Source organism: Streptomyces sp. NPDC086835, from assembly GCF_044745705.1.
Classification (GTDB): domain Bacteria; phylum Actinomycetota; class Actinomycetes; order Streptomycetales; family Streptomycetaceae; genus Streptomyces.
In genome coordinates this window covers 57,756-77,716 of record NZ_JBIVAU010000011.1, presented here as the reverse complement: position 1 = coordinate 77,716, position 19,961 = coordinate 57,756, and the positions used below count along the sequence as shown (strand labels likewise).

Here is a 19,961-nt window from a genome sequence, read left to right as displayed (position 1 = left end):
CTCGGCGGCGGGGCTCAGTAGGTGTAGAAACCCGAGCCCGTCTTGCGGCCGAGCCGGCCCGCGTCCACCATCCGCTGGAGCAGCGGGGGAGCGGCGTACAGCGGCTCCTTGTACTCCGCGTACATGCTGTCGGCGACCGAGGCCACGGTGTCCAGGCCGATCAGGTCGGACAGCTTCAGCGGGCCCATGGGGTGGGCGCAGCCCATCTCCATACCGTTGTCGATGTCCTCGCGCGACGCGATGCCCGACTCGAACATCCGGATCGCCGAGAGGAGGTACGGGATGAGCAGCGCGTTGACCACGAAGCCCGAGCGGTCCTGGGCGCGGATCGGGTGCTTGTCCAGCACCTGCTGCACCACGGCCTCAGAGCGCTTGATGGTCTCCTCGGAGGTGGTCAGCGCCGGGATCAGCTCGACGAGCCTCTGCACCGGGGCCGGATTGAAGAAGTGGATGCCGATGACCTGGTCCGGACGCGAGGTCGCGACGGCCAGCTTCACCAGCGGGATCGAGGAGGTGTTGGAGGCGAGGATCGCGTCCTGACGCGTCACCACCTGGTCCAGCACCTGGAAGATCTCCGTCTTGACCTGCTCGTTCTCCACCACGGCCTCGATGACGAGGTCGCGGTCGGCGAACTCCCCGAGGTCGGTCGTGAAGCTCAGCCTCTCCAGGGTGGCGTCCCGCTCCTCGTCCGTGATCTTGCCGCGTTCGGCGGCCTTGGACAGGGAGTTGAACAACCGGGTGCGACCGATCTCCAGGGCCTCGCCCGTGGTCTCGGCCACCTTCACCTCGAGGCCGCTGCGGGCGCACACCTCCGCGATGCCCGCGCCCATCTGGCCGCAACCCACCACTCCGACGCGTGCAATGTCGGCCATTGAGTCCGTCACCTCGTGCCTTTCGCTGATCTTTCGGCCGGCAGGTCCCCCGTATGGTTCCGGCGCCCGCCCGACGCCCCGACGTTACTCCGAATGCGTGGGTGGCCGAGCGCCCGGGGCGGGCATGCTCTGCGGATACGACGGCGGACACCGAGCCCGACAGGGGTGTAAATATGGGGCGAATCGGCAGAAGAGGGTTCGTGGTGACGGCGGCGGGCGCGCTCGCCGCGTTGGCGACGGCCGGTGACGCGGCGGCCCGCGTCCCGTCCGAGGAGGCGTCCCGTGGACGGGGACGCGGCCGCCGGACCGGGCGCGAGTTCCGTGGGATGTGGCTCGCCACCGTGGGCAACCGCGACTGGCCCTCCCGCCCCGGACTCACGGCCGACCGGCAGCGCGCGGAGCTCCTCGCCTACTTCGACACCGCCGTGGAGCGCCGGCTGAACGCCGTGGTCCTCCAGGTGCGGCCCACGGCGGACGCGCTGTGGCCGTCGCCGCACGAGCCCTGGAGCCAGTACCTGACCGGGGTCCAGGGCCAGGACCCGGGCTGGGACCCGCTCCGCACGGCCGTGCGGGAGGCCCATCGGCGGGGGCTGGAGCTGCACGCCTGGTTCAATCCGTACCGGGTGGCCACTCACACCGACCCCTCCCGGCTCGTCGAGACCCATCCCGCCCGGCTGCACCCGGACTGGATCATCGCGTACGGCGGGAAGCTCTACTACGACCCGGGCATCCCGGAGGTCCGGCGCTTCGTCGAGGACGCGATGATGGACGCGGTGGTCCGTTACGACATCGACGCCGTCCACTTCGACGACTACTTCTACCCGTATCCGGTCCCCGACCAGGTCTTCGACGACGACGCGACCTTCGCCCGGTACGGCGACGGCTTCCCCGACAAGGCCGCCTGGCGGCGCGACAACATCAACCGGCTGGTGCTGGAGATGGCGGCCCGGATCAAGGCCGCGAAGAAGCACGTCCGCTTCGGGATCAGCCCCTTCGGCGTGTGGCGCAACGCCACCACGGACCCGTTGGGTTCCCGTACGGCAGCCGGCGTGCAGACCTACGACGACCTGCACGCGGACACCCGCCGCTGGGTCAAGGAGGGCTGGATCGACTACGTCGTCCCCCAGGTCTACTGGAACATGGGCTTCCCGCCCGCGGACTACGAGGCGCTCGTGCCCTGGTGGGCGGAGGTCGCGGACGGCACCGGCGTCGACCTCTTCATCGGGGAGGCCCTGTACAAGGTGGGTGTGGCGGGGCAGCCGGAAGCCTGGCACGACCCGACCGAGCTCTCGCGGCATCTGACCTACGCGAAGAGGTACCCGGCGGTCGGCGGTCACTGTTACTTCTCGGCGATGGAGGTCGTGGCGGACCCGATCGGGGCGATGACCAGGGTGGTGGCCGACCACTACCCGACCAGGGTCCGGCCGCCGGCCTGACGCGCGGGACGGCGTCAGGTCTTCTCGTGGTGCCTGACGACGGTGTCAGGTCCGGGGGACATCAGCGCTTCGTGCCCGTCCTCGAAGCGGACGCGGAACGGCGGATTGCCTTCGGACCCCAGCACCTCGACGACTTCGGCGACCTTGTCGTGCTGTCCCACGGTCCTGCCGTGCACCAGCAGCGTGTCGCCCACGTTCGCTTGCATCGCGACTGACCTCCTCGGAGCGGCTCGATCTATGGATTTGTCCGTTTCATCGAGTCTACGGCCGGGGGAGTCCGCCGCGCCTCAGATGCGCCTCAGGATCGCCTCAGGTACGGGAGCGCTGTGTCACGGCGATGCACACCAGCACGGCCACGGCGGCGAGCGGCGCCGCGGGGGAGAGCTCCTCACCGAGCAGCAGCACCGACCAGACGAGCGTCAGCAGCGGCTGGGCCAGCTGGAGCTGACTGGCCCTGGCGATGCCGATGCCGGCCATGCCCCGGTACCAGACGTACAGCCCGAAGAACGTGGATCCGGCGGCCACCCAGACCAGCCCGATCACACCGCGCACACCGAGGTGGACCGGCTCGAACGCCAGGGCCACGGCGGAACCGGCGACGGCGAACGGCAGACAGAGGATCAGGGCCCAGCCGATCACCTGCCAGCCCGGCATCTGCCGTGCGAGCCGGCCGCCCTCCGTGTAGCCCGCCGCGCAGACCAGCAGCGCGCCGAAGAGATACAGGTCGCCGGTGTGCAGGGCGCCGCCGCTCTGCTGCACCGTGAACGCGATCACGACCGCGGCGCCCGCGAGCGCCGCGGCCCAGAACGTACGGGACGGCCGGCGGCCCGTACGCAGGGCGGCGAACGCGGCCGTGGTCAGGGGCAGCAGACCGACCACCACGGCGGCGTGCGAGGAGGTCGACGTCTGCAGCGCGAGCGTCGTCAGCAGCGGGAATCCCACGACCACGCCGGCGGCGACCGTCGCCAGAGAGGCCCAGTGGCCGCGGGCGGGCAGTGGGACGCGGAGCGCCAGCAGGAACGTGCCCGCGATGGTCGCGGCGAGAGCGCTGCGCACGGCCACCAGCGACCAGGGCCCGAAGCTCTCGAGCCCCCAGACCGTGGACGGAAACGTCAGGGAGAAGGCGACCACGCCCAGCGCGGCGAGAAGTGTGCCGCTGCTGACCGCTATCGAGGTGGTGTCAGTAGCGCTATCCTGTGCTGTCATGCAAGAGCGTAGCAGTGTGGCCGAACTGGCGCAGTCTCTGAAAGCGGAGCTCGACCGCTACCCGATGGGTGGAAAGCTGCCGTCGAGCCGTGCCCTCGTCGAGCGTTTCCGGGTGTCCCCGGTGACCGTCTCCCGCGCTCTCGCGCAGCTCGCCGCGGAAGGCCTCGTCGTCACCCGGCCCGGCGCCGGTGCGTACCGGGCCGAGCCGCGGTCCGAAGCGCGTCCCGCGGGCGACACCTCCTGGCAGGAGGTGGCCCTCAGCGCCGACTCCGCGGCCGAGATCGTGCCGCGCGCCGTCGACGCCTCCGGCGTGCTCGTCACGCTCGCCGCCCCGCCGCCGGGCGTCGTCGAGTTCAACGGCGGCTACCTGCACCCGGGCCTCCAGCCGGAGAGCGCCATGGCCGCCGCGCTGGCCCGGGCCGGCCGGCGTCCCGGAGCATGGGGCCGTCCGCCCACCGACGGGCTCCCCGAACTGCGGGAATGGTTCGCCCGCGGTCTCGGAGGCTCCGTCACCGCCGCCGACGTACTGGTCACCGCGGGCGGCCAGTCCGCGCTGACGACCGCGTTGCGGGCGCTCGCACCGCCCGGCGCGCCCGTCCTCGTCGAGTCGCCCACCTACCCGGGCATGCTCGCCATCGCCCGTGCCGCCGGCCTGCGGCCCGTCCCCGTCCCGCTGGACACCGAAGGTGTCCGGCCCGAGCTGCTCACCGCCGCCTTCCGCGCCACCGGCGCGCGGGTCTTCGTCTGCCAGCCGCTCTTCCAGAACCCGACCGGCGCGGTACTGGCGCCCGAGCGGCGCAGCGCCGTCCTGCGTATCGCGCGGGAGGCCGGGGCCTTCGTCGTCGAGGACGACTTCGCCCGCCGGCTCGTGCATGAGGACGCGGGACCACTGCCGCCTCCGCTGGTCGCCGACGACCAGGACGGAGTCGTCGTCCATGTGAGCTCGCTGACCAAGGCGACCTCGCCCAGCCTGCGGGTGGGGTTGCTCGCCGCCCGTGGCCCGGTCCTCGAACGGCTCCGCGCCATCCATGTCGTCGACAGCTTCTTCGTCCCCCGCCCCCTCCAGGAAGCGGCCCTGGAGCTGGTGGGCGCGCCCGCGTGGAGCCGGCATCTGCGCGGCGTGGCCGCCGCACTGAAGAGCCGCCGGGACACCATGACCGCCGCGCTGCGGCTCCAGGTGCCCGAACTGGCTCTTCCTCACATCCCCTCCGGCGGCTACCACTTGTGGCTGCGGCTGCCGGAGGGCAGCGAGGAGTCCGCCTTCGTCGCCGCCGCCCTCCGCGCGGGCGTCGCCGTGGCACCGGGTCGTCCCTACTTCTCCGCCGAACCCCCCGGCGGACACGTCCGGGTGAGCTTCGCGGGCGTCGCCGGGGCGGCCGAGGTCGCCGAGGGCGTGCGCAGACTGCGTACCGCGTGCGACGAAGTGCTGCGCTGAGCCCGTCGTACGGCCGGGGACGTCCTCCACTCGCGGGGCGTTCCTCCATCGGCGTGCGAGTCCCTCTCCGTGGGCGGCCGTGCCGGCCGTGAGCCGGACGATCTTCACGGTCCGGCCGCCCGACCCCTCGGCTGCCCCCGGCGCTGACACGCGCGACAGACGCGGAGGGTGACCGGGGAACGTCCGGTGCTCGCCCCGCTGTGCCCGCCTACGGGAAACCCTTGACCTGCGAGGCTCCGGCCAGCACCATCACGCCATGAGTGTCCGGGTCACACTGATCGCCGCCGCGCGCACGTCGTCGCTGCTCACCGAGCGCTTCGACGACGACCGGCCGCTCGACCAGGCGGGCTGGCACGAAGTGCAGCTCGCCGCCCACGCACTCGTGCCGCTCAGCGCCGCGGAGCTGCGCTACTGCTCGCCGACGCCGCGCAGCCGCGCGACCGGGGAGGCCCTGGGCTTCGCGCCGCTGGCACAGCCCGCGCTGCGCGACTGCGACATGGGCCGTTGGCGCGGCTACACCCTCGCGGAGGTCACCGCCAGGGAACCCGCCGCCGTCGACGCGTGGCTCTGCGACCCGCGCAGCGCGCCGCACGGCGGGGAGCCGCTGCTCGCGTTCATCTCCCGCATAGGGGGCTGGCTGGACACCCGCCCGGCGGACGACGGAGGCTCGATCGTCGCCGTCGCGGAGCCCGCAGTCGTACGGGCCGCGTTCGTGTACGCGCTGCGGGCCCACCCCTCGATGTACTGGAACGTGGACGTCCGACCGCTGTCGACGGTGACCCTGACCGGTGTGCCCGGCCGCTGGAACCTGCGCCTGGAGACGGTTGCCTGAAGGTACGGCGCGACCCGCCGGGGCCGGACGCCGCGTTCCCTGCGTCTACCGCGGCCTCTGCGGCTTCCACGGTTTCGGGGCGGAGGCCGGCCGGTCGAGCGGCACGAAGCCCTCGCGGTCGGGCACGGTCCGGTAGCCGTTCTTGAGGGCGCTCCTCAGTCCGAACTGGTCCACGGCGGCGCTCCGGGCCGTCGCGGACGGCGGGGCACCATGGGGGCGGCTGTCGGGCCGGCCGTAGAGGCTCACACTGCGCCGGCGGTCCGGCCGACCGCCGGCTTGCCGGTTCGCTACGAGCTGCGGCGAGGCTTGCCGCGCCTGCTGCCCTTCGCGCCGGCGGAGCCGCTCCGCGGCCGCTTCCCGGCAGCACTGCCCGCGGCCTTGCCCGCCGCCCGGCCGCCCGAGGACTTTCCGCCCGACGACTTACCGGACGTCTTTCCGCCCGACGTCTTCGCGCCGGTCGCCTTCCGCCGTCCGTCACCCGCTTCGGGACGCTTACCCTTCGGCTGTTCCTGGGCCTGGCGCCCGCGTGTGCTGTTGACGGTCCGGCCACGGACGATGCCGATGAACTGCTCCACGAGATCGGTGGTCGCGTCCTGCGGCCAGGACAGAGCGACGTCCGACACCGGGGCGTCGGAGACCGGCCGGTAGGTGAGGTCCTTGCGGTGGTGCAGCCGTGCCAGCGACTGCGGCACGACGAGCACTCCCACTCCCGCCGCCACCAGTTCGACGGCGTCCGCCGTCGAAGCGGGACGCTCGATCGCGGGCAGCCCCGGCCGCTGCTCCCATTCGAGGGTGTCGTCGAGAGGGTGCAGGACGATGTCGTCGGCGAGGTCCTCGGCGGTCACCTCGTCGACGGCGGCCACGGCGTGGTCCTTCGGGACCAGCACCACCGTGGTCTCGGTGTAGAGGGGGATCGCGCTGAGATCGGACCGGTCGATCGGTGACCGTACGAAACCGGCGTCGGCGTCGCCGCTTCGCAGCATCCCGGGAGCTTCGGCCGCGGAGACCGCGACGAGGGTCAGCGGGACGTCCGGGAGCCGCTCGTGCCAGATCCGTACCCACTTGGTCGGCGTCACGCCGGGGACGTACGCGAGCCGGAACGAAGGGGATGTGTCGGAGCCTGTCACTCCGCCAGGTTACCGGTCGTGGTCAGAGGCATCGAACACCTCTCGATACCCTTGGCACCATGACGTCGCACCAGACCACCCAGACGATGAAGCCCGCAACCGCGGCGAAGAAGCTGGGTGTGTACCTCCCGGCCACACCCACCGAGTTCCAGGAGGGTGTCGTCTCGCGCAACGAGCTCAATGCTCTGCAGGCCGACCCGCCCCAGTGGCTGCTGGACCTGCGCCGCGACGGACCGCACCCCCGGCCGGTGGTCGCCGCGAAGCTGGGCGTCTCCATCGCCGGTCTCGCGCGCGGCGGAGTCACCGAGGCCCTGACCACGGAGCAGATCGACGAGCTGAAGCGGGAGCTTCCGGACTGGCTCCGGCAGGAGCGCGCCACCCAGGCCGAGGTCCGCAAGGAAGCCGCCCGCATCAAGGAGAAGAACGCGGCCCGAGGCGAGAAGCCCGGCGAGGCACGTTCCTGACCTTTCGCCCTGAGCGGCGGGGATACCACTTACTGCCGCATCGGCGGTTCCATCAGGACGGAGGGCTCTGCGCCGGTCGCCGATCCCGGCGGGGTGTCCGTCGCCGAGGCCGAGCCGGAGGGGCGCGCCTGGTGCAGCCGGCCACTGGCCGACGTCGAAATCCGCGAGCCATTCGGTAGCGGTCCGTGCAGGATGCCTTCCGTGAACCATGTCCTGTGCGGGCTCGCTGCCAACGCGGCCCTGCCGTCCGAACTGCTCGACCGGCTGATCGCGGTCGCGGACGCGGACATTGCCGCAGACCTCGCGCGCCGCGCGGATCTCAGCCCTGCGCAGGCGGTGGCTTTGGCCTCGCGCGACGAGGACAGCGCGGTGGGGCTTGTTCACGCGGGCCGGCTGACCGCCGCCGACATCGATCCGGTGGCACAGCCGCAGGCCGCTCTCGCCCTGCTCGACGAGGTGGTCCATAGCCCGGAGTGGGCGCGCCTCTTTGCAACGGACCAGGACGCCGAGCGCCGGGAGAAACTGGCAACCTGCCCCGGCCTCCCGTCCGATGTGGTGGAGACGCTCGCCGCGGACCCGGACGTACGAGTCGTCGTGGAACTCGCGTCGTGGACCACGCCGGACGTGGCCGCCAGGCTTGCGACGCATCCCCATGCCGAGGTCCGCCGCGCCGTGGCGGCCAACGAGGCCACGCACCCGGCCGTACTGGCGGCATTGATCACGGGTGAGGGGTTGCCTCCCGCGCAGCGGTGCCTGGTCTGCGACCGTGAAGAGACGCCGTTCGTGCACGACCCGCAATGCCCGCGCCCCGACTGCGATCTGCTGCCGGGCGCCTCCTGCGACGGCTCCCACGAGTCCACCACGCACAACATCCGGCAGGCGGCACTCCGGAACCCGGCCACACCCACCGAAGCCGTCGTCGGCTTCGCGGACCATCCCTCGATGCTGCTGCGCTGGGCACTCGCTGCCCGCCCCGATCTGCCTCTGGAGGCGTGCGAACGGCTTGCCGTGGACCCCGTTGCCGGTGTCCGGGCCGATCTCGCCGAGAATCCCGCGATCGGCGAAGCCCTGATCCGCGTGCTGGCGGGCGACCGTGACCCCGATGTCCGACGCAGGCTCGCACACAACCCTCGCGTGCCTCTCTACGTACTCACCCGCCTTGTCGGCACTGCCAAGATCGGCGCCACTGTGCTGCCGCGCATCGCCGCCGCCTCACCCGGCGAGGTCGAAGAACTGGCCCAGTCCCCGAACCCTGCCGCGCGGATGCTCGTGGCCCGACGACGGGATCTGCCGGCCGGGATTCGTGACGCGCTCGCCACCGACCCGGACGCGAAGGTGGTCAGGTCCGTCGCCGCGCATCCAGGCCTCTCCGAAACGCAGTTGCGCGCCATGGTCGAACGGCACGGAGCCCAGGTGGTCGCCGAGGCGGCTGCCAACCCGGAGGCGCCTCCCGCACTGCTGGAGGACCTGGCCCGGCACGAACCACCGGTGCGGAAGGTCTTCCGCGAGGTCGCGCGACATCGCAACGCGACGGCTGCGGCGTTGCTCGCCTGCATGGCCGACGAACGCGCGAGGCCTGTGGCCGCCGGGCATCCGGCACTCCCGCCGCAGGTCATCGTGGAGCTGCTCGCCGACGACGACTGGCAGGTGGCTGAAGCGGCGGCGGCCAACCCGTCGCTGCCGCTCGCCGTGATGTCGGATCTGGTGCCCTAGCGGTACGTGCGCCGGTTCTTCATTGGGTGCCGGGCGCGGCCGGGAGGTCGAGGACGGTGAGGAAGGCGGTCGCCGCGGGCGTGCGGCCGACGCGGTTCCAGACGACGTATTCGACGCGGGCCGGCGCGTCGGTGACCTCGATGGTGGTCACGCCGGTGAGCTGGGGCACGTAGGCGGCGGGGAGCATGGCGATGCCGAGGCCCTGCCCGACCAGTCGGGCCATGAAGTCCGCGGTGGTCACTTCGAAGGCGACGTCGCGGCTGAGACCGGCGGCCGCGAAGGCCTGGTCGGACTGGATCCGCCCGGCTGTCCCGGCCGGAAGGTCCACGAACACCTCGGAAGAGAGCCTGCGAAGGTCGACCGTCGGTTCGTCGGCGAGTGGATGATCCGGCGCGACCACGGCGACGAGCCGGTCACGGGCGAGTTCGTGGGCGGCGACGCCCTGCGGCCGTGCTGTGGTCGGCAGCCCGAGGAAAGCCACGTCGATGACCCCTTGCTCGACCTGCTTGGCCAGGTCCTCGCTCGCGCCCACGCGAAGCGCGATGCGTACGTGTGGGTACTGCCGCCGGAAGTCGTGCAGCGCGGCGGGGACATCGACCGCGGCGACGGTGGGGATCAGGCCCACGGCGAGCCGTCCGCGTACCTCGCCGACAGCTGCGGCCACTTCGGCGGCCGCGCGCTCGGCGGCGTCCAGGCACTGACGGGCGGCGGGGAGGAACGCCGCGCCGGCCGGTGTCAGCCGCACCCGGCGGCTGGTGCGCTCGAAGAGCCTCGCGCCGAGTTCCTGTTCCAGGCGCGCGATCTGATGGCTGAGGGCGGACTGGACCACGTGACACCGTTCGGCGGCGCGGGTGAAGCTGTTCGTCTCGGCGACGGCGATGACGTAGCGCATCTGCTGGAGCTCCATCGATCCATCGTGGATCGAGATCGGTGAGGTGACAAGCATGTGTTGGACTCATTGATCGCGCCGGGGCGAGACTGCGGGCATGACAAGTCCAGGAGCACAGACGGTTCTCGACCGAGCCGGTAGCGGTGTCTCCTCCGGTCGGCTGCCGCGCGCCGTCCTGACGGCGCTCGCTCCTTTGGCCTGGGGCACGACCTACGTCGTCACCACCGAGCTTCTCCCGCCGGGACACCCTCTGTTCGCGGGACTCCTGCGTGCGTTGCCCGCCGGGCTGATCGCGCTGGCGATCACCCGGACGCTGCCGCGTGGAGCGTGGTGGTGGAAGGCCGCGGTGCTCGGCGTGCTGAACATCGGATTGTTCTTCCCGCTTCTGTTCATCGCGGCCGAACGCCTGCCGGGAGGCGTCGCCGCCACCTTGGCGGCGGCTCAGCCGCTCGTCGTCGCCGTCCTTGCCGTGCCGGTCCTCCGCGAGGGACTGTCCGCGTGGCGCCTCTTGTGGGGTGCGACCGGGGTCGCCGGCGTCGGCCTGGTGGTGATCGGGCCGAACGCGGCGTTCGACACCGTCGGGGTCGTGGCGGGCCTGGCGAGCGCGGCCACGATGGCGCTCGGGGTGACGCTCACCAAGCGCTGGGGACGCCCTGCCGAGGCCGGTCCCACCGCCTTCGCCGGCTGGCAGCTCACCGCGGGCGGCCTGTTCCTGGTGCCCGTCACCTTCCTCGCCGAGGGGGCACCTCCTCACATCGACCTGACCGCCGCCCTCGGCTACCTCTGGCTCGGTCTGGTCGGCGGTCTGGCCGCCTATGTCCTGTGGTTCCGCGGCATCACGACGCTGCCCGTCACCTCCGTCGCGGTGCTCGTCCTGCTCTCGCCGCTGGTCGCCGCGGTCCTCGGCGCCGTCCTGCTCGGCGAGACGTTCGGGCCGGTCCAACTCGTGGGGTTCGGCCTCTCGCTCGCCGCGATCGTCGCGGGACAGCTTCCCGCCCCCGCCCGCCCGACCGGGCAGCCCTGAGGCACCCGTAGAAAAGAGCTTCGTCGTGAAAAGCCGGTCCGGGCATGATTCCGACCGTGCATGCGAACTTGGCCCAGGGCGGGCGCGGACGGTACCGGCTGACGGAGACGGAGCACGGTCACGTCTGGGGTGTCTGCGCCGCAGTGGAGGGACTCTTCGGGGAGCCCCGGCGCGGGACGTACGAACTGTTCGGCTGGGTCCCGGAAGGCGCCGAGCTGCGCGGCTGGGTCGGCAGCCGGGTGTGGCTGGTGCCGGAGGACGGGGCACTCGACCCCTGGTTGCTCGAGGACGCGGAGAGCCTGGGGCGGCTTTCCGGGGCGGACAGCCTGGTGCTGACCGGCCTGGACGACTACGAAGGCCCGCCCGAGGGGCACAGGGGTCGCGTGCGCGTGCACGACGGCCGCCGGTGGCTCGGCTCCTGCCGCGAATTCGCCCGCGTCCTGGCGCCCGAGCCGGTGGCGCCCCCGCTCGTCCTGAGGGGCCTCGCCCGGAGTGACCAGCTGCGGGCGGCACTGGCCAAGGGCACCCGAAGGGCGCTGCTCCTGGACGAGGCCGCCCTGGAGATACAGGACGACCGGGGCGAGCCACTGACCGACCGACTGCTCCAGGCCAGAGTCAGCGCCTGGCGCCCGTCCTCCTACGGGAGGGATCTGATCGACCTGGAGCTCGACGGAGAGCACTTCACGCCCGTTCCCGAGTACGCCCGGCCCATCTGGGAGCGGTGGCTCGCCGGGCCGCCGGACACCTTGGGCGCATGGGCCGGTCTCGACACCCGGCGCCGCGGGGCCTGGCACGATCTGGTCCGGGAACGGGGCTGCCGGCGGGCCGACCCTGACCGACCAGCTGGTCACGCCTACGAACTCGACGGCCGGCACGTCACCGACGAACCGGGGCTTTACCTGGCGCTTGGCGAGGCGGTCAACGGGCCGGGCGGCTACTTCGGCGGCTGCCTCGCCGCTCTCGACGACTGCCTGCGCGGCACCTTCGGTTACACCGCCCCCGCCACCCTGCTGTGGCGGGACGCGGCGACGGCACGCGAGCACCTGTCCCAGGCCCTGACACCGGACGGCGAGCCCTACGACCTCCTCGCCGAGGTCCTGGATGTTCTGGCCGAGGGCGGCATGCACGTCACGCCGGCCTGAACCGCTGCCGAACGAGGTGCGCGGTCACCCCTTCACCTGTGACCGAGCGCCAGCGGCGAACCAGGTGGTCGAGGGCGGCCGACGGCGTCATCGACGCGACGTTCCGAGGGTCTGGTCGGCCGCCGCGAAGCAGTGCTCCGCCGGCTTCAGCACTTCGTAGAGGTGGCCGAAGTACTCCGTTTCCGCCGTTCCTGTGAGTACCGCCAGCAGGAAGGCGACGCACCCCATGTCGTGGTGCTCCCACAGTGGGCCGCGCCCCTCGTTGTAGAGCACGGTCCACTCATCGGGCTGCTGACCGGGTCGCGCCAGCCAGTACAGGAAGGCCCCCGTGCCCTCCTCGAATGCCCACGGCAGGATCCTCGCCCCCGCCTCCAGCAGGCCGGCGGGCTTCGCCTCGAACGCCCACAGGTCGGCCAGGATCTCGTCCCGTTCCGCCGTCTGCGCCTGCAGGTCGCAGTCGTCGTAGGCGGAGTCGGGGACGAGCAGCCAGATCGTGTCGTCGAAGATGCCGTCGCCGTACGTCTCGACCAGTCGCTTGTAGTCGGCGGGCAGAGCCGCGCCGAGGGCGCGCTCGGCCTGCGCCCAGTCCACAGCGGGCGGCGGATCGGCGGGCGGCGGGCAGAGACGTACCAGGGCATCGAGTGCGATCACGGAACCGACGCTACGGGACCCCCAGCCGGTGCCCGTGGGCGGGATGAGCGGGCAAGAGTGCGCAGCGGCGTCACGAGCAGGAACGCGGGCATCCTTGGCCCCGCCAGGACCGACTCACCACGCACTGCCGAGCCATGGTCAGCCTCGCCTCGCCCTCGCATGCCTCAGACACCGGCTCCCCGAGTCTCCCGACACGCCTCAGCGCAGCAGGAACTTCTCGGCCTCCTCGGCGCCCCCGTCGCTGCGGCTCTGCGTGGAGTGGCCCGCCCCCTCGACGACGACGAGTTGGGCCCTCGGGGTCACGGCGGCGAGGTCGCGTGCCCACTGCACCGGCGTCGACAGGTCCCGGTCGCCGGCCAGGAGCAGCACCGGCATGGTCAGGGTGCGGCGGGGCGCCGCGGGGTTGGGGCGCGAGGCCGGCCAGGGCAGGCAGGTCTGCGGGATGCCCTGCGCGCCCGCCGTCTCCCGCCCGAAGGGCCACACCTTCGCCGGCCTGATCCGCTGGACGGCCCGCTTCAGGGCCTGTTCCCGTCCCTCGACGGGAGCGGAGGCGTCGCCCCAGGGCCATCGTGAGTCGGCGCAGAGCGTCGCGGCGTGCAGTCCGGAGCTGAACTCCGAAGGGGGTTCTTCGGACGGCGCGGAGAACCCGGCGACGAGACCGTCGAGGCGGGTCCGGTCGCCGGCGGCGGAGGCGTGGATCGCGTTCAGGATGCCGAATCGGGGATTGTCGAGTTTCGGGTCGATGATGCTCGCGATGACGAGGAGGTTGAAGACGCCGACGCCGTTGCCGTCGCGGCGGACGACCGTCGCGAGGTCGCGTGCCGGGTCGAAGCCGCACTGCTGCTCCCGGCAGGCGGTGCGCAGCACCCGCGCGGAGTGGCCGAGGGCGTCCTCGTACAGCACGCCCGCCCCGTCGAGCGGGACGACGGAGTCGAGGACGAGCTTGCGGACCCGATGCGGATGGGTGAGGGCGTACCGGCCGGCGGTGAACGTGCCGTAGGAGACTCCGTCGAGCGTCCAGGACCTGACGCCGAGGGCGCGTCGCAGGTCTTCCAGGTCGGCCACCGTGTCGGCGGTGGTGAAGAAGTTCCGCTTCGCTCCGAGGCTTTCGGCGCAGGCGGTGACGGCGCCGGGGGTGGGGGCGACGGTGTCGCTGCTGCCCACCTCCTTCTGGAGTTCGGGGCAGTCGACTGCCGCGCCGCCGGTGCCGCGCTGGTCGATCATCACGAGCCGGTACTGGGCGAGTGCCTCGGGGAGCCGGTCGCGGATCCGCTGGACGTAGGGGACGCCCGGCTGGCCGGGGCCGCCGGTGAGGAAGAGGAGGGTTCCCCTGGGTGCGTCGGCCTTGCCGAAGACGGCGATCCGGAGCTTCAGAGTGCCCGGCACGGTTCCGGTGCGGTCGAGCGGCACCGTCAGGTCGGCGCAGGTCACGTCGGTCTGCCCGGGGCAGGGGCGCGGATCGGTGAGCTCCCGTGCCACTGACGGGCGTGCCGCCGCGGCGGACGGGGTGGAGGGGTACGGGGCGGATGCGGCGCCCGGTGCGGAGCCCACGCATGCGACGGCCGTCAGGGCGGCCGCCATGGTCGTACCGGCTCTGGTCAGGAAGGTCATCGTCGCGTTCCCCCACTCGGAAGACGGGCGCCGCGTCGCGCCGCGAGGGACGGCACGGCACCGGCCGGCTTTCCGGCCGCCGCCATCCTGTGGCCCGCCCTCCGCCGGGGCGTTGGACATTCATGCGCGATCCGCGAGGAGGCTCCGCAAGGCGCTGGGGACGTGGCCGGTATGGCTGCGGCACACACGGGTCAGATGGGCCTGGTCGGCGAATCCGTAGGCGTACGAGAGGGCGCGCAGGCTGCCTTCGCCCTCCTCCAGCGCGTGGAGGACGCCGCGGATCCGCAGTTCGTTGCGGTAGTGCGTGAGGGTCGTGCCGGTGACGGCGCGGAAGACGCGGCTGAGATGGTGCGGAGAGGCCCCTACGGTGCGGGCCAGCTCCTCCAGGGAGAGGCGGAGCCCCGGGGTGCCGGCGGCCAGGACGGCGCAGGCGTCGCGGACCAGCCGACCGTGGGCGCGGGCGGCGGCGGGGCGGGCGCCGGTGTCCGTGCGCCAGTGCCCGGCGGAGGCGGCCACGCCGTCGAGCAGGCGGTGGAGCCGGTCGGCCAGTTCGAAGTCGTCGGCCCCGCGGCGGCCGGCGGCCAGCAGGGCGCGGTGGTGCACGTCGGTGGCGCCGGTGATCGTGAAGCGCCGGGAGAGCGGCGGGCCGTCGAATCGGTCGGCGAAAAGTTCCGCGCCGACCCGGATCTCGGTGGACCGGTCGCCGGGGCCGATCGGGTGGGCGACCCGGTGTTCGTCGCCCGGCCGGGTGAGGTAGCCGCCGCTCGCGTCCACGAAGAACTCCTCGCCGGCGATCCGGCGGAGGTAGCCGCCGGACCGGGAGAGGACCACGGTGTACCCGTCGGCGTGTCCGGGCCCGACGAATCCGGCGCGGTCCTCGCAGCACAGGATGTCCTGGACGGTGATCCCGGCGGTCCTGATCCGCCCGCGCAGTGCCCCGCGCCGCTCCCGTACAACCTCGTCGTGCAGTAACTCCCGGGTGCTGCGGCTCTCTTCGCTCATATGTTTCCCCCCGTCGGGGGTCGGATCCCCCGCCGGGAGGTCGTTCACACCCGAGGGCCCGAGGCCGGCCGTGGTGCGCGAGCAACCGGAGCCAAGGGGTGGCAGCCGCCTTCGCCGCCGGGGCCTGTGCACCGACACACCGCGGCCCGCGACCTCCGCTGAAGCGCTCAGCCACATCACCCGGCCCGGCGTACTCCACCTGATTGCATAAACCTGCATTGCTGCGTATAGTCATGCCATCGATGAGGAGGATTTTCGATGACCGTACGAGCAGCAGTGGCAGGGGCGAGCGGGTACGCGGGCGGAGAGCTGCTCCGGCTGCTCCTGGCGCACCCCGACGTCGAGATCGGCGCCCTCACCGGCAACTCGAACGCCGGCCGGCCCCTCGGCACCATGCAGCCGCATCTGCTGCCGCTGGCCGACCGCGTGCTCATGCCGACCACCGCAGAGGTGCTCTCCGGGCACGACGTCGTGTTCCTCGCACTCCCGCACGGGGAGTCCGCCGCCGTCGCCGAGCAACTCGGCGACGACGTGCTGGTCATCGACATGGGGGCCGACTTCCGGCTGAAGGACGCCGCCGACTGGGAGCAGTTCTACGGCTCCGAGCACGCCGGCACCTGGCCCTACGGCCTGCCGGAACTGCCGGGCGCCCGCGCCGCGCTGGAGGGGTCCAGGCGTGTCGCGGTGCCCGGCTGCTATCCCACCGCCGTCTCGCTCGCGCTGTTCCCCGCGTACCAGGCGGGAATCGCCGAGCCGGAAGCGGTGATCACCGCCGCCACGGGGACCTCCGGCGCCGGCAAGGCGCTCAAGCCGCATCTGCTCGGCTCCGAGGTCATGGGGTCCATGAGCCCCTACGGCGTCGGCGGCGGCCACCGCCACACCCCCGAGATGATCCAGAACCTGAGCGCGGTCGCGGGGGAGCGGGTCACCGTGTCGTTCACGCCGACCCTCGCGCCCATGGCCCGCGGCATCCTCGCCACCTGCTCCGTGAAGGCGAAGCCGGGCACGACGGCGCACGACGTGCGGGCCGCGTACGAGAAGGCGCTGGCGGACGAGGAGTTCGTACACCTGCTGCCCGAGGGGCAGTGGCCCGCCACCGCGTCGGTGTACGGGTCGAACGCGGTGCAGATCCAGGTCGCGTACGACGAGAGCGCCGGCCGCGTCATCGCCATCAGCGCCATCGACAACCTCACCAAGGGCACCGCCGGCGGCGCGGTGCAGAGCATGAACATCGCCCTCGGACTCCCCGAGAGCACCGGTCTTTCCACGATTGGAGTTGCGCCGTGAGCGTGACCGCAGCGAAGGGATTCACGGCAGCGGGCATCGCCGCCGGGATCAAGGCGAACGGCAACCCGGACCTGGCCCTCGTGGTCAACACCGGGCCCCGCCGCGCCGCCGCCGGTGTCTTCACCTCCAACCGTGTCAAGGCCGCGCCCGTCCTGTGGTCCGAGCAGGTCCTCACCGGCGGTGAGGTCAGCGCGGTGGTCCTCAACTCCGGTGGCGCCAACGCCTGTACGGGCCCGAAGGGCTTCCAGGACACCCACGCCACCGCGGAGAAGGTTGCCGAGGTGCTCGGGCACAGCGCCGGCGAGGTCGCCGTCGCGTCCACCGGCCTGATCGGCGTCCTGCTTCCCATGGACAAGCTGCTCCCCGGCATCGAACAGGCCGCCGCCCAGCTCTCCGAGCACGGCGGCGAGAAGGCCGCCATCGCCATCAAGACCACGGACACCGTCCACAAGACCGCGGTCGCCCAGGGCGACGGCTGGACCGTCGGCGGCATGGCCAAGGGCGCAGGCATGCTGGCACCGGGCCTCGCCACGATGCTCGTCGTCCTCACGACCGACGCCGACCTGGAGCCCGCCACTCTGGACAAGGCACTGCGCAACGCCACCCGGCAGACCTTCGACCGGGTCGACTCCGACGGCTGCATGTCCACCAACGACACCGTGCTGCTCCTCGCCTCCGGCGCGAGCACGGTCACCCCCCGCTACGAGGAGTTCGCCGAGGCCGTACGGGCCGTCTGCGACGACCTCGGCCGGCAGTTGATCGGCGACGCGGAGGGCGCGAGCAAGGACATCAAGATCGAGGTGATCAACGCGGCCACCGAGGACGACGCCGTGGAGGTCGGCCGCTCCATCGCCCGCAACAACCTCCTCAAGTGCGCCATCCACGGCGAGGACCCCAACTGGGGCCGGGTGCTGTCCGCCATCGGCACCACCCGTGCCGCGTTCGAGCCGGACCGGCTGGGCGTCGCCATCAACGACGTCTGGGTCTGCAGGAACGGCGCGGTCGGCGAGGACCGTGACCTCGTCGACATGCGCTACCGCGAGGTCCGGATCACCGCCGACCTCGCCGCCGGCACCGAGTCCGCGGTCATCTGGACCAACGACCTCACCGCCGACTACGTCCACGAGAACAGCGCGTACAGCTCATGAGCACGACCAGGAAGCACACCGCGCTGCCCAAGGCGCAGATCCTCATCGAGGCCCTGCCGTGGCTCACCCGCCACAACGGCAAGACCGTCGTCATCAAGTTCGGCGGCAACGCCATGATCGACGAGGACCTGAAGGCGGCATTCGCCCAGGACGTCGTCTTCCTGCGCCACGCCGGCCTCAAGCCGGTCGTCGTGCACGGCGGCGGCCCGCAGATCTCCGCGGCGCTCGACCGGCACGGCCTGGTCAGCGAGTTCAAGGCCGGACTGCGGGTCACCACCCCGGAGGCGATGGACGTCGTACGGATGGTGCTCGCCGGGCAGGTCCAGCGCGAACTGGTCGGCCTGCTCAACCAGCACGGCCCGTTCGCCGTCGGCCTCACCGGCGAGGACGCCCACACCATCACCGCAACCAAGCACCAGCCGCAGATCGACGGCGAGCTCGTCGACATCGGCCGGGTCGGCGAGATCACCGAGATCGACACCGGCGCCATCACGGCGCTCCTCGCCGATGGCCGGATCCCGGTCATCTCCTCGATCGCGCGCTCACAGGACGACGGACATGTCTACAACGTCAATGCTGATACGGCGGCTGCGGCACTCGCTGCGGCGCTGGGCGCAGAGACCCTGATGGTCCTCACCGACGTCGAGGGCCTCTACGAGGACTGGCCCCACAGCGACGAGGTCATCAGCCGGCTCACCGCCACCGAGCTGGAGAAGCTGCTGCCCGAGCTGTCCAGCGGCATGGTCCCCAAGATGGAGGGCTGCCTGCACGCCGTGCGCAACGGGGTCAACACCGCCCGTGTGATCGACGGCCGTGTCCAGCACTCGATCCTGCTGGAGATCTTCACGGACGAAGGTATCGGCACCATGGTCGTGCCCGACGACGTACAGGGGGAAGCATGAGCGGCAACGGGAACGAGCAGCTCGCCCAGCGGTGGCAGGGCGTCATGTCCGACAACTACGGCACGCCGAAGCTGTCGCTGGTCCGCGGCGAGGGCTCCAAGGTCTGGGACGCGGACGGCACCGAGTACACCGACTTCGTCGGCGGCATCGCCGTCAACGCGCTCGGCCACGCGCATCCCGCCGTCGTCGAGGCCGTCACCCGCCAGATCTCCCGGCTCGGACACGTCTCCAACCTGTACGTCGCGGAGCCGCCCGTCGCCCTCGCCGAGCGGCTGCTCCAGCTCTTCGGCCGGCCGGGCAGGGTCTACTTCGCCAACTCGGGCTCCGAGGCGAACGAAGCCGCTTTCAAGATCGGCCGGCTGACGGGCCGCACACACATGGTGGCCACCACCGGAGGGTTCCACGGACGCACGATGGGCGCCCTCGCGCTCACCGGGCAGCCCGCGAAGCAGGAGCCGTTCCTGCCCCTGCCGTCGGACGTCACGCACGTCCCGTACGGCGACGTGGAAGCGCTGCGCGCCGCGGTCACCGAGGACACCGCCTTCGTGATCATCGAGCCGATCCAGGGCGAGAACGGCGTGGTCGTGCCGCCCAAGGGCTACCTCGAAGCCGCACGCGAGATCACCCGCGCCACCGGCACACTGCTCGTCCTCGACGAGGTACAGACCGGCATCGGACGCACCGGCCACTGGTTCGAACACCAGGCCCACCAAGGCGTCGAGCCCGACATCGTCACCCTGGCCAAGGGCCTCGGCGGCGGGCTGCCCATCGGCGCGACCGTCGTCTTCGGTGAGGCGGCGGAGCTGCTGAAGCCCGGCCACCACGGCACCACGTTCGGCGGGAACCCCGTCGCGTGCGCGGCCGGACTCGCCGTCCTCGACACGCTGGCCGCCGACGGAGCGCTCGACACCGTCAAGCGGCTGGGCGAGAAGCTGCGCGAGGAAATCGAGGGTCTCGGTCATCCGCTGGTCTCCCACGTCCGCGGCAGCGGCCTGCTGCTGGGTATCGTGCTCACCGGGCCCCTCGCACCGAAGGTGCAGCAGGCGGCCCAGGATGCAGGGTTCCTGGTGAACGCCCCCGCGCCCGATGTCGTACGGCTCATGCCGGCACTGACCATCGCCGACGCGGAGGTCGACGCGTTCCTCCATGCGCTGCCCGGCATCCTCGACGCCAGCACGCCGGCCACGGCGGGCAACGGGGAAGGACGATCCGGAGAATGA

The 19,961-nt window shown here is 72.0% G+C and carries 20 protein-coding genes; 11 read left to right on the top strand and 9 right to left on the bottom strand.

What is annotated here, in order from left to right:
* Positions 1-14: 14 nt before the first annotated feature.
* Positions 15-872 carry a 3-hydroxybutyryl-CoA dehydrogenase gene (locus ACIPJI_RS29910; protein WP_307705475.1) on the bottom strand — a complete coding sequence of 286 codons (858 nt, stop codon included), beginning with the start codon at positions 870-872 and terminating at the stop codon, positions 15-17.
* 173 nt (positions 873-1,045) lie between these two features.
* Between ACIPJI_RS29910 and ACIPJI_RS29905 the strand changes: the two genes are divergently transcribed.
* Positions 1,046-2,308: a glycoside hydrolase family 10 protein gene (locus ACIPJI_RS29905; protein WP_402249894.1), complete on the top strand. Its 1,263-nt coding sequence runs from the start codon at positions 1,046-1,048 to the stop codon at positions 2,306-2,308.
* Positions 2,309-2,322: 14 nt separating this feature from the next.
* Here the strand turns inward: ACIPJI_RS29905 and ACIPJI_RS29900 are convergent, their stop codons facing one another.
* Complete coding sequence (locus ACIPJI_RS29900) at positions 2,323-2,514, bottom strand: DUF1918 domain-containing protein (protein ID WP_159693722.1); 192 nt, start codon at positions 2,512-2,514, stop codon at positions 2,323-2,325.
* A 103-nt stretch (positions 2,515-2,617) separates the two neighbouring features.
* Positions 2,618-3,514: a DMT family transporter gene (locus tag ACIPJI_RS29895; protein ID WP_402249892.1), complete on the bottom strand. Its 897-nt coding sequence runs from the start codon at positions 3,512-3,514 to the stop codon at positions 2,618-2,620.
* Here ACIPJI_RS29895 and ACIPJI_RS29890 point away from each other — a divergent pair.
* Both ACIPJI_RS29890 and ACIPJI_RS29885 read left to right on the top strand, forming a co-directional pair.
* Positions 3,513-4,949 (top strand): PLP-dependent aminotransferase family protein, encoded by a 1,437-nt coding sequence (locus tag ACIPJI_RS29890; RefSeq protein WP_402249891.1) that lies wholly within the window; start codon positions 3,513-3,515, stop codon positions 4,947-4,949. The genes ACIPJI_RS29895 and ACIPJI_RS29890 overlap by 2 nt on opposite strands.
* 256 nt (positions 4,950-5,205) lie before the next feature.
* Entirely contained in the window at positions 5,206-5,781 is a 576-nt protein-coding gene (locus tag ACIPJI_RS29885; protein ID WP_402249889.1) for a histidine phosphatase family protein, read from the top strand.
* Between the two features lie 45 nt (positions 5,782-5,826).
* Here the strand turns inward: ACIPJI_RS29885 and ACIPJI_RS29880 are convergent, their stop codons facing one another.
* Together ACIPJI_RS29880 and ACIPJI_RS29875 are read right to left on the bottom strand one after the other, a co-directional pair.
* On the bottom strand, positions 5,827-5,955 hold the full coding sequence (locus ACIPJI_RS29880; RefSeq protein WP_356621195.1) for a hypothetical protein: 129 nt from the start codon (positions 5,953-5,955) through the stop codon (positions 5,827-5,829).
* 113 nt (positions 5,956-6,068) lie between these two features.
* Complete coding sequence (locus tag ACIPJI_RS29875) at positions 6,069-6,908, bottom strand: LysR substrate-binding domain-containing protein (protein WP_402249887.1); 840 nt, start codon at positions 6,906-6,908, stop codon at positions 6,069-6,071.
* Between the two features lie 59 nt (positions 6,909-6,967).
* Here ACIPJI_RS29875 and ACIPJI_RS29870 point away from each other — a divergent pair, with 59 nt between their 5' ends.
* Together ACIPJI_RS29870 and ACIPJI_RS29865 are read left to right on the top strand one after the other, a co-directional pair.
* A complete protein-coding gene (locus ACIPJI_RS29870; protein ID WP_402249885.1) occupies positions 6,968-7,372 on the top strand; it encodes a DUF5997 family protein in 405 nt (134 codons plus the stop codon).
* Between the two features lie 201 nt (positions 7,373-7,573).
* A complete protein-coding gene (locus ACIPJI_RS29865; RefSeq protein WP_402249883.1) occupies positions 7,574-9,085 on the top strand; it encodes a hypothetical protein in 1,512 nt (503 codons plus the stop codon).
* A 19-nt stretch (positions 9,086-9,104) separates the two neighbouring features.
* Here the strand turns inward: ACIPJI_RS29865 and ACIPJI_RS29860 are convergent, their stop codons facing one another.
* On the bottom strand, positions 9,105-9,992 hold the full coding sequence (locus tag ACIPJI_RS29860) for a LysR family transcriptional regulator (RefSeq protein ID WP_307705468.1): 888 nt from the start codon (positions 9,990-9,992) through the stop codon (positions 9,105-9,107).
* A gap of 79 nt (positions 9,993-10,071) precedes the next feature.
* Here ACIPJI_RS29860 and ACIPJI_RS29855 point away from each other — a divergent pair, with 79 nt between their 5' ends.
* The gene (locus ACIPJI_RS29855; protein ID WP_402249881.1) at positions 10,072-10,998 is read left to right on the top strand and encodes an EamA family transporter; all 927 of its coding nucleotides are present in this window, start codon (positions 10,072-10,074) and stop codon (positions 10,996-10,998) included.
* 44 nt (positions 10,999-11,042) lie between these two features.
* Positions 11,043-12,140: a barstar family protein gene (locus ACIPJI_RS29850; RefSeq protein WP_402249879.1), complete on the top strand. Its 1,098-nt coding sequence runs from the start codon at positions 11,043-11,045 to the stop codon at positions 12,138-12,140.
* A gap of 87 nt (positions 12,141-12,227) precedes the next feature.
* Here ACIPJI_RS29850 and ACIPJI_RS29845 read toward each other — a convergent pair whose 3' ends face one another.
* From ACIPJI_RS29845 to ACIPJI_RS29835, 3 genes are all read right to left on the bottom strand, one after another.
* On the bottom strand, positions 12,228-12,791 hold the full coding sequence (locus tag ACIPJI_RS29845; protein ID WP_402249877.1) for an SMI1/KNR4 family protein: 564 nt from the start codon (positions 12,789-12,791) through the stop codon (positions 12,228-12,230).
* Positions 12,792-12,989: 198 nt separating this feature from the next.
* The gene (locus ACIPJI_RS29840; RefSeq protein ID WP_402249876.1) at positions 12,990-14,402 is read right to left on the bottom strand and encodes an alpha/beta fold hydrolase; all 1,413 of its coding nucleotides are present in this window, start codon (positions 14,400-14,402) and stop codon (positions 12,990-12,992) included.
* Positions 14,403-14,522: 120 nt separating this feature from the next.
* Complete coding sequence (locus ACIPJI_RS29835; RefSeq protein WP_402249874.1) at positions 14,523-15,404, bottom strand: helix-turn-helix domain-containing protein; 882 nt, start codon at positions 15,402-15,404, stop codon at positions 14,523-14,525.
* 258 nt (positions 15,405-15,662) lie between these two features.
* On the opposite strand from ACIPJI_RS29835, the gene argC reads away from it, so the two are divergent.
* The 4 genes from argC to ACIPJI_RS29815 are packed head-to-tail and all read left to right on the top strand — an operon-like array spanning position 15,663 to position 19,961.
* Complete coding sequence (gene argC, locus ACIPJI_RS29830; protein WP_356621203.1) at positions 15,663-16,691, top strand: N-acetyl-gamma-glutamyl-phosphate reductase; 1,029 nt, start codon at positions 15,663-15,665, stop codon at positions 16,689-16,691.
* Positions 16,688-17,839 (top strand): bifunctional glutamate N-acetyltransferase/amino-acid acetyltransferase ArgJ, encoded by a 1,152-nt coding sequence (argJ, locus tag ACIPJI_RS29825; RefSeq protein WP_402249872.1) that lies wholly within the window; start codon positions 16,688-16,690, stop codon positions 17,837-17,839. Before argC ends, argJ begins: the two co-directional genes overlap by 4 nt.
* Positions 17,836-18,741, top strand: coding sequence for an acetylglutamate kinase (gene argB / locus ACIPJI_RS29820; RefSeq protein ID WP_356621205.1), 906 nt, complete (start codon positions 17,836-17,838; stop codon positions 18,739-18,741). Before argJ ends, argB begins: the two co-directional genes overlap by 4 nt.
* Positions 18,738-19,961, top strand: a complete 1,224-nt coding sequence (locus ACIPJI_RS29815) for an acetylornithine transaminase (protein WP_402249870.1) — start codon at positions 18,738-18,740, stop codon at positions 19,959-19,961. The genes argB and ACIPJI_RS29815 overlap by 4 nt, the downstream gene beginning before the upstream one ends.

Coding starts and splice junctions, on each gene's coding strand:
- ACIPJI_RS29910 (WP_307705475.1), bottom strand. CDS start 872: ATGGCCGACATTGCACGCGTCGGAGTGGTGGGTTGCGGCCAGATGGGC.
- ACIPJI_RS29905 (WP_402249894.1), top strand. CDS start 1,046: ATGGGGCGAATCGGCAGAAGAGGGTTCGTGGTGACGGCGGCGGGCGCG.
- ACIPJI_RS29900 (WP_159693722.1), bottom strand. CDS start 2,514: ATGCAAGCGAACGTGGGCGACACGCTGCTGGTGCACGGCAGGACCGTG.
- ACIPJI_RS29890 (WP_402249891.1), top strand. CDS start 3,513: ATGCAAGAGCGTAGCAGTGTGGCCGAACTGGCGCAGTCTCTGAAAGCG.
- ACIPJI_RS29895 (WP_402249892.1), bottom strand. CDS start 3,514: ATGACAGCACAGGATAGCGCTACTGACACCACCTCGATAGCGGTCAGC.
- ACIPJI_RS29885 (WP_402249889.1), top strand. CDS start 5,206: ATGAGTGTCCGGGTCACACTGATCGCCGCCGCGCGCACGTCGTCGCTG.
- ACIPJI_RS29870 (WP_402249885.1), top strand. CDS start 6,968: ATGACGTCGCACCAGACCACCCAGACGATGAAGCCCGCAACCGCGGCG.
- ACIPJI_RS29860 (WP_307705468.1), bottom strand. CDS start 9,992: ATGGAGCTCCAGCAGATGCGCTACGTCATCGCCGTCGCCGAGACGAAC.
- ACIPJI_RS29855 (WP_402249881.1), top strand. CDS start 10,072: ATGACAAGTCCAGGAGCACAGACGGTTCTCGACCGAGCCGGTAGCGGT.
- ACIPJI_RS29850 (WP_402249879.1), top strand. CDS start 11,043: ATGATTCCGACCGTGCATGCGAACTTGGCCCAGGGCGGGCGCGGACGG.
- ACIPJI_RS29840 (WP_402249876.1), bottom strand. CDS start 14,402: ATGACCTTCCTGACCAGAGCCGGTACGACCATGGCGGCCGCCCTGACG.
- ACIPJI_RS29835 (WP_402249874.1), bottom strand. CDS start 15,404: ATGAGCGAAGAGAGCCGCAGCACCCGGGAGTTACTGCACGACGAGGTT.
- argC (WP_356621203.1), top strand. CDS start 15,663: ATGACCGTACGAGCAGCAGTGGCAGGGGCGAGCGGGTACGCGGGCGGA.
- argB (WP_356621205.1), top strand. CDS start 17,836: ATGAGCACGACCAGGAAGCACACCGCGCTGCCCAAGGCGCAGATCCTC.
- ACIPJI_RS29815 (WP_402249870.1), top strand. CDS start 18,738: ATGAGCGGCAACGGGAACGAGCAGCTCGCCCAGCGGTGGCAGGGCGTC.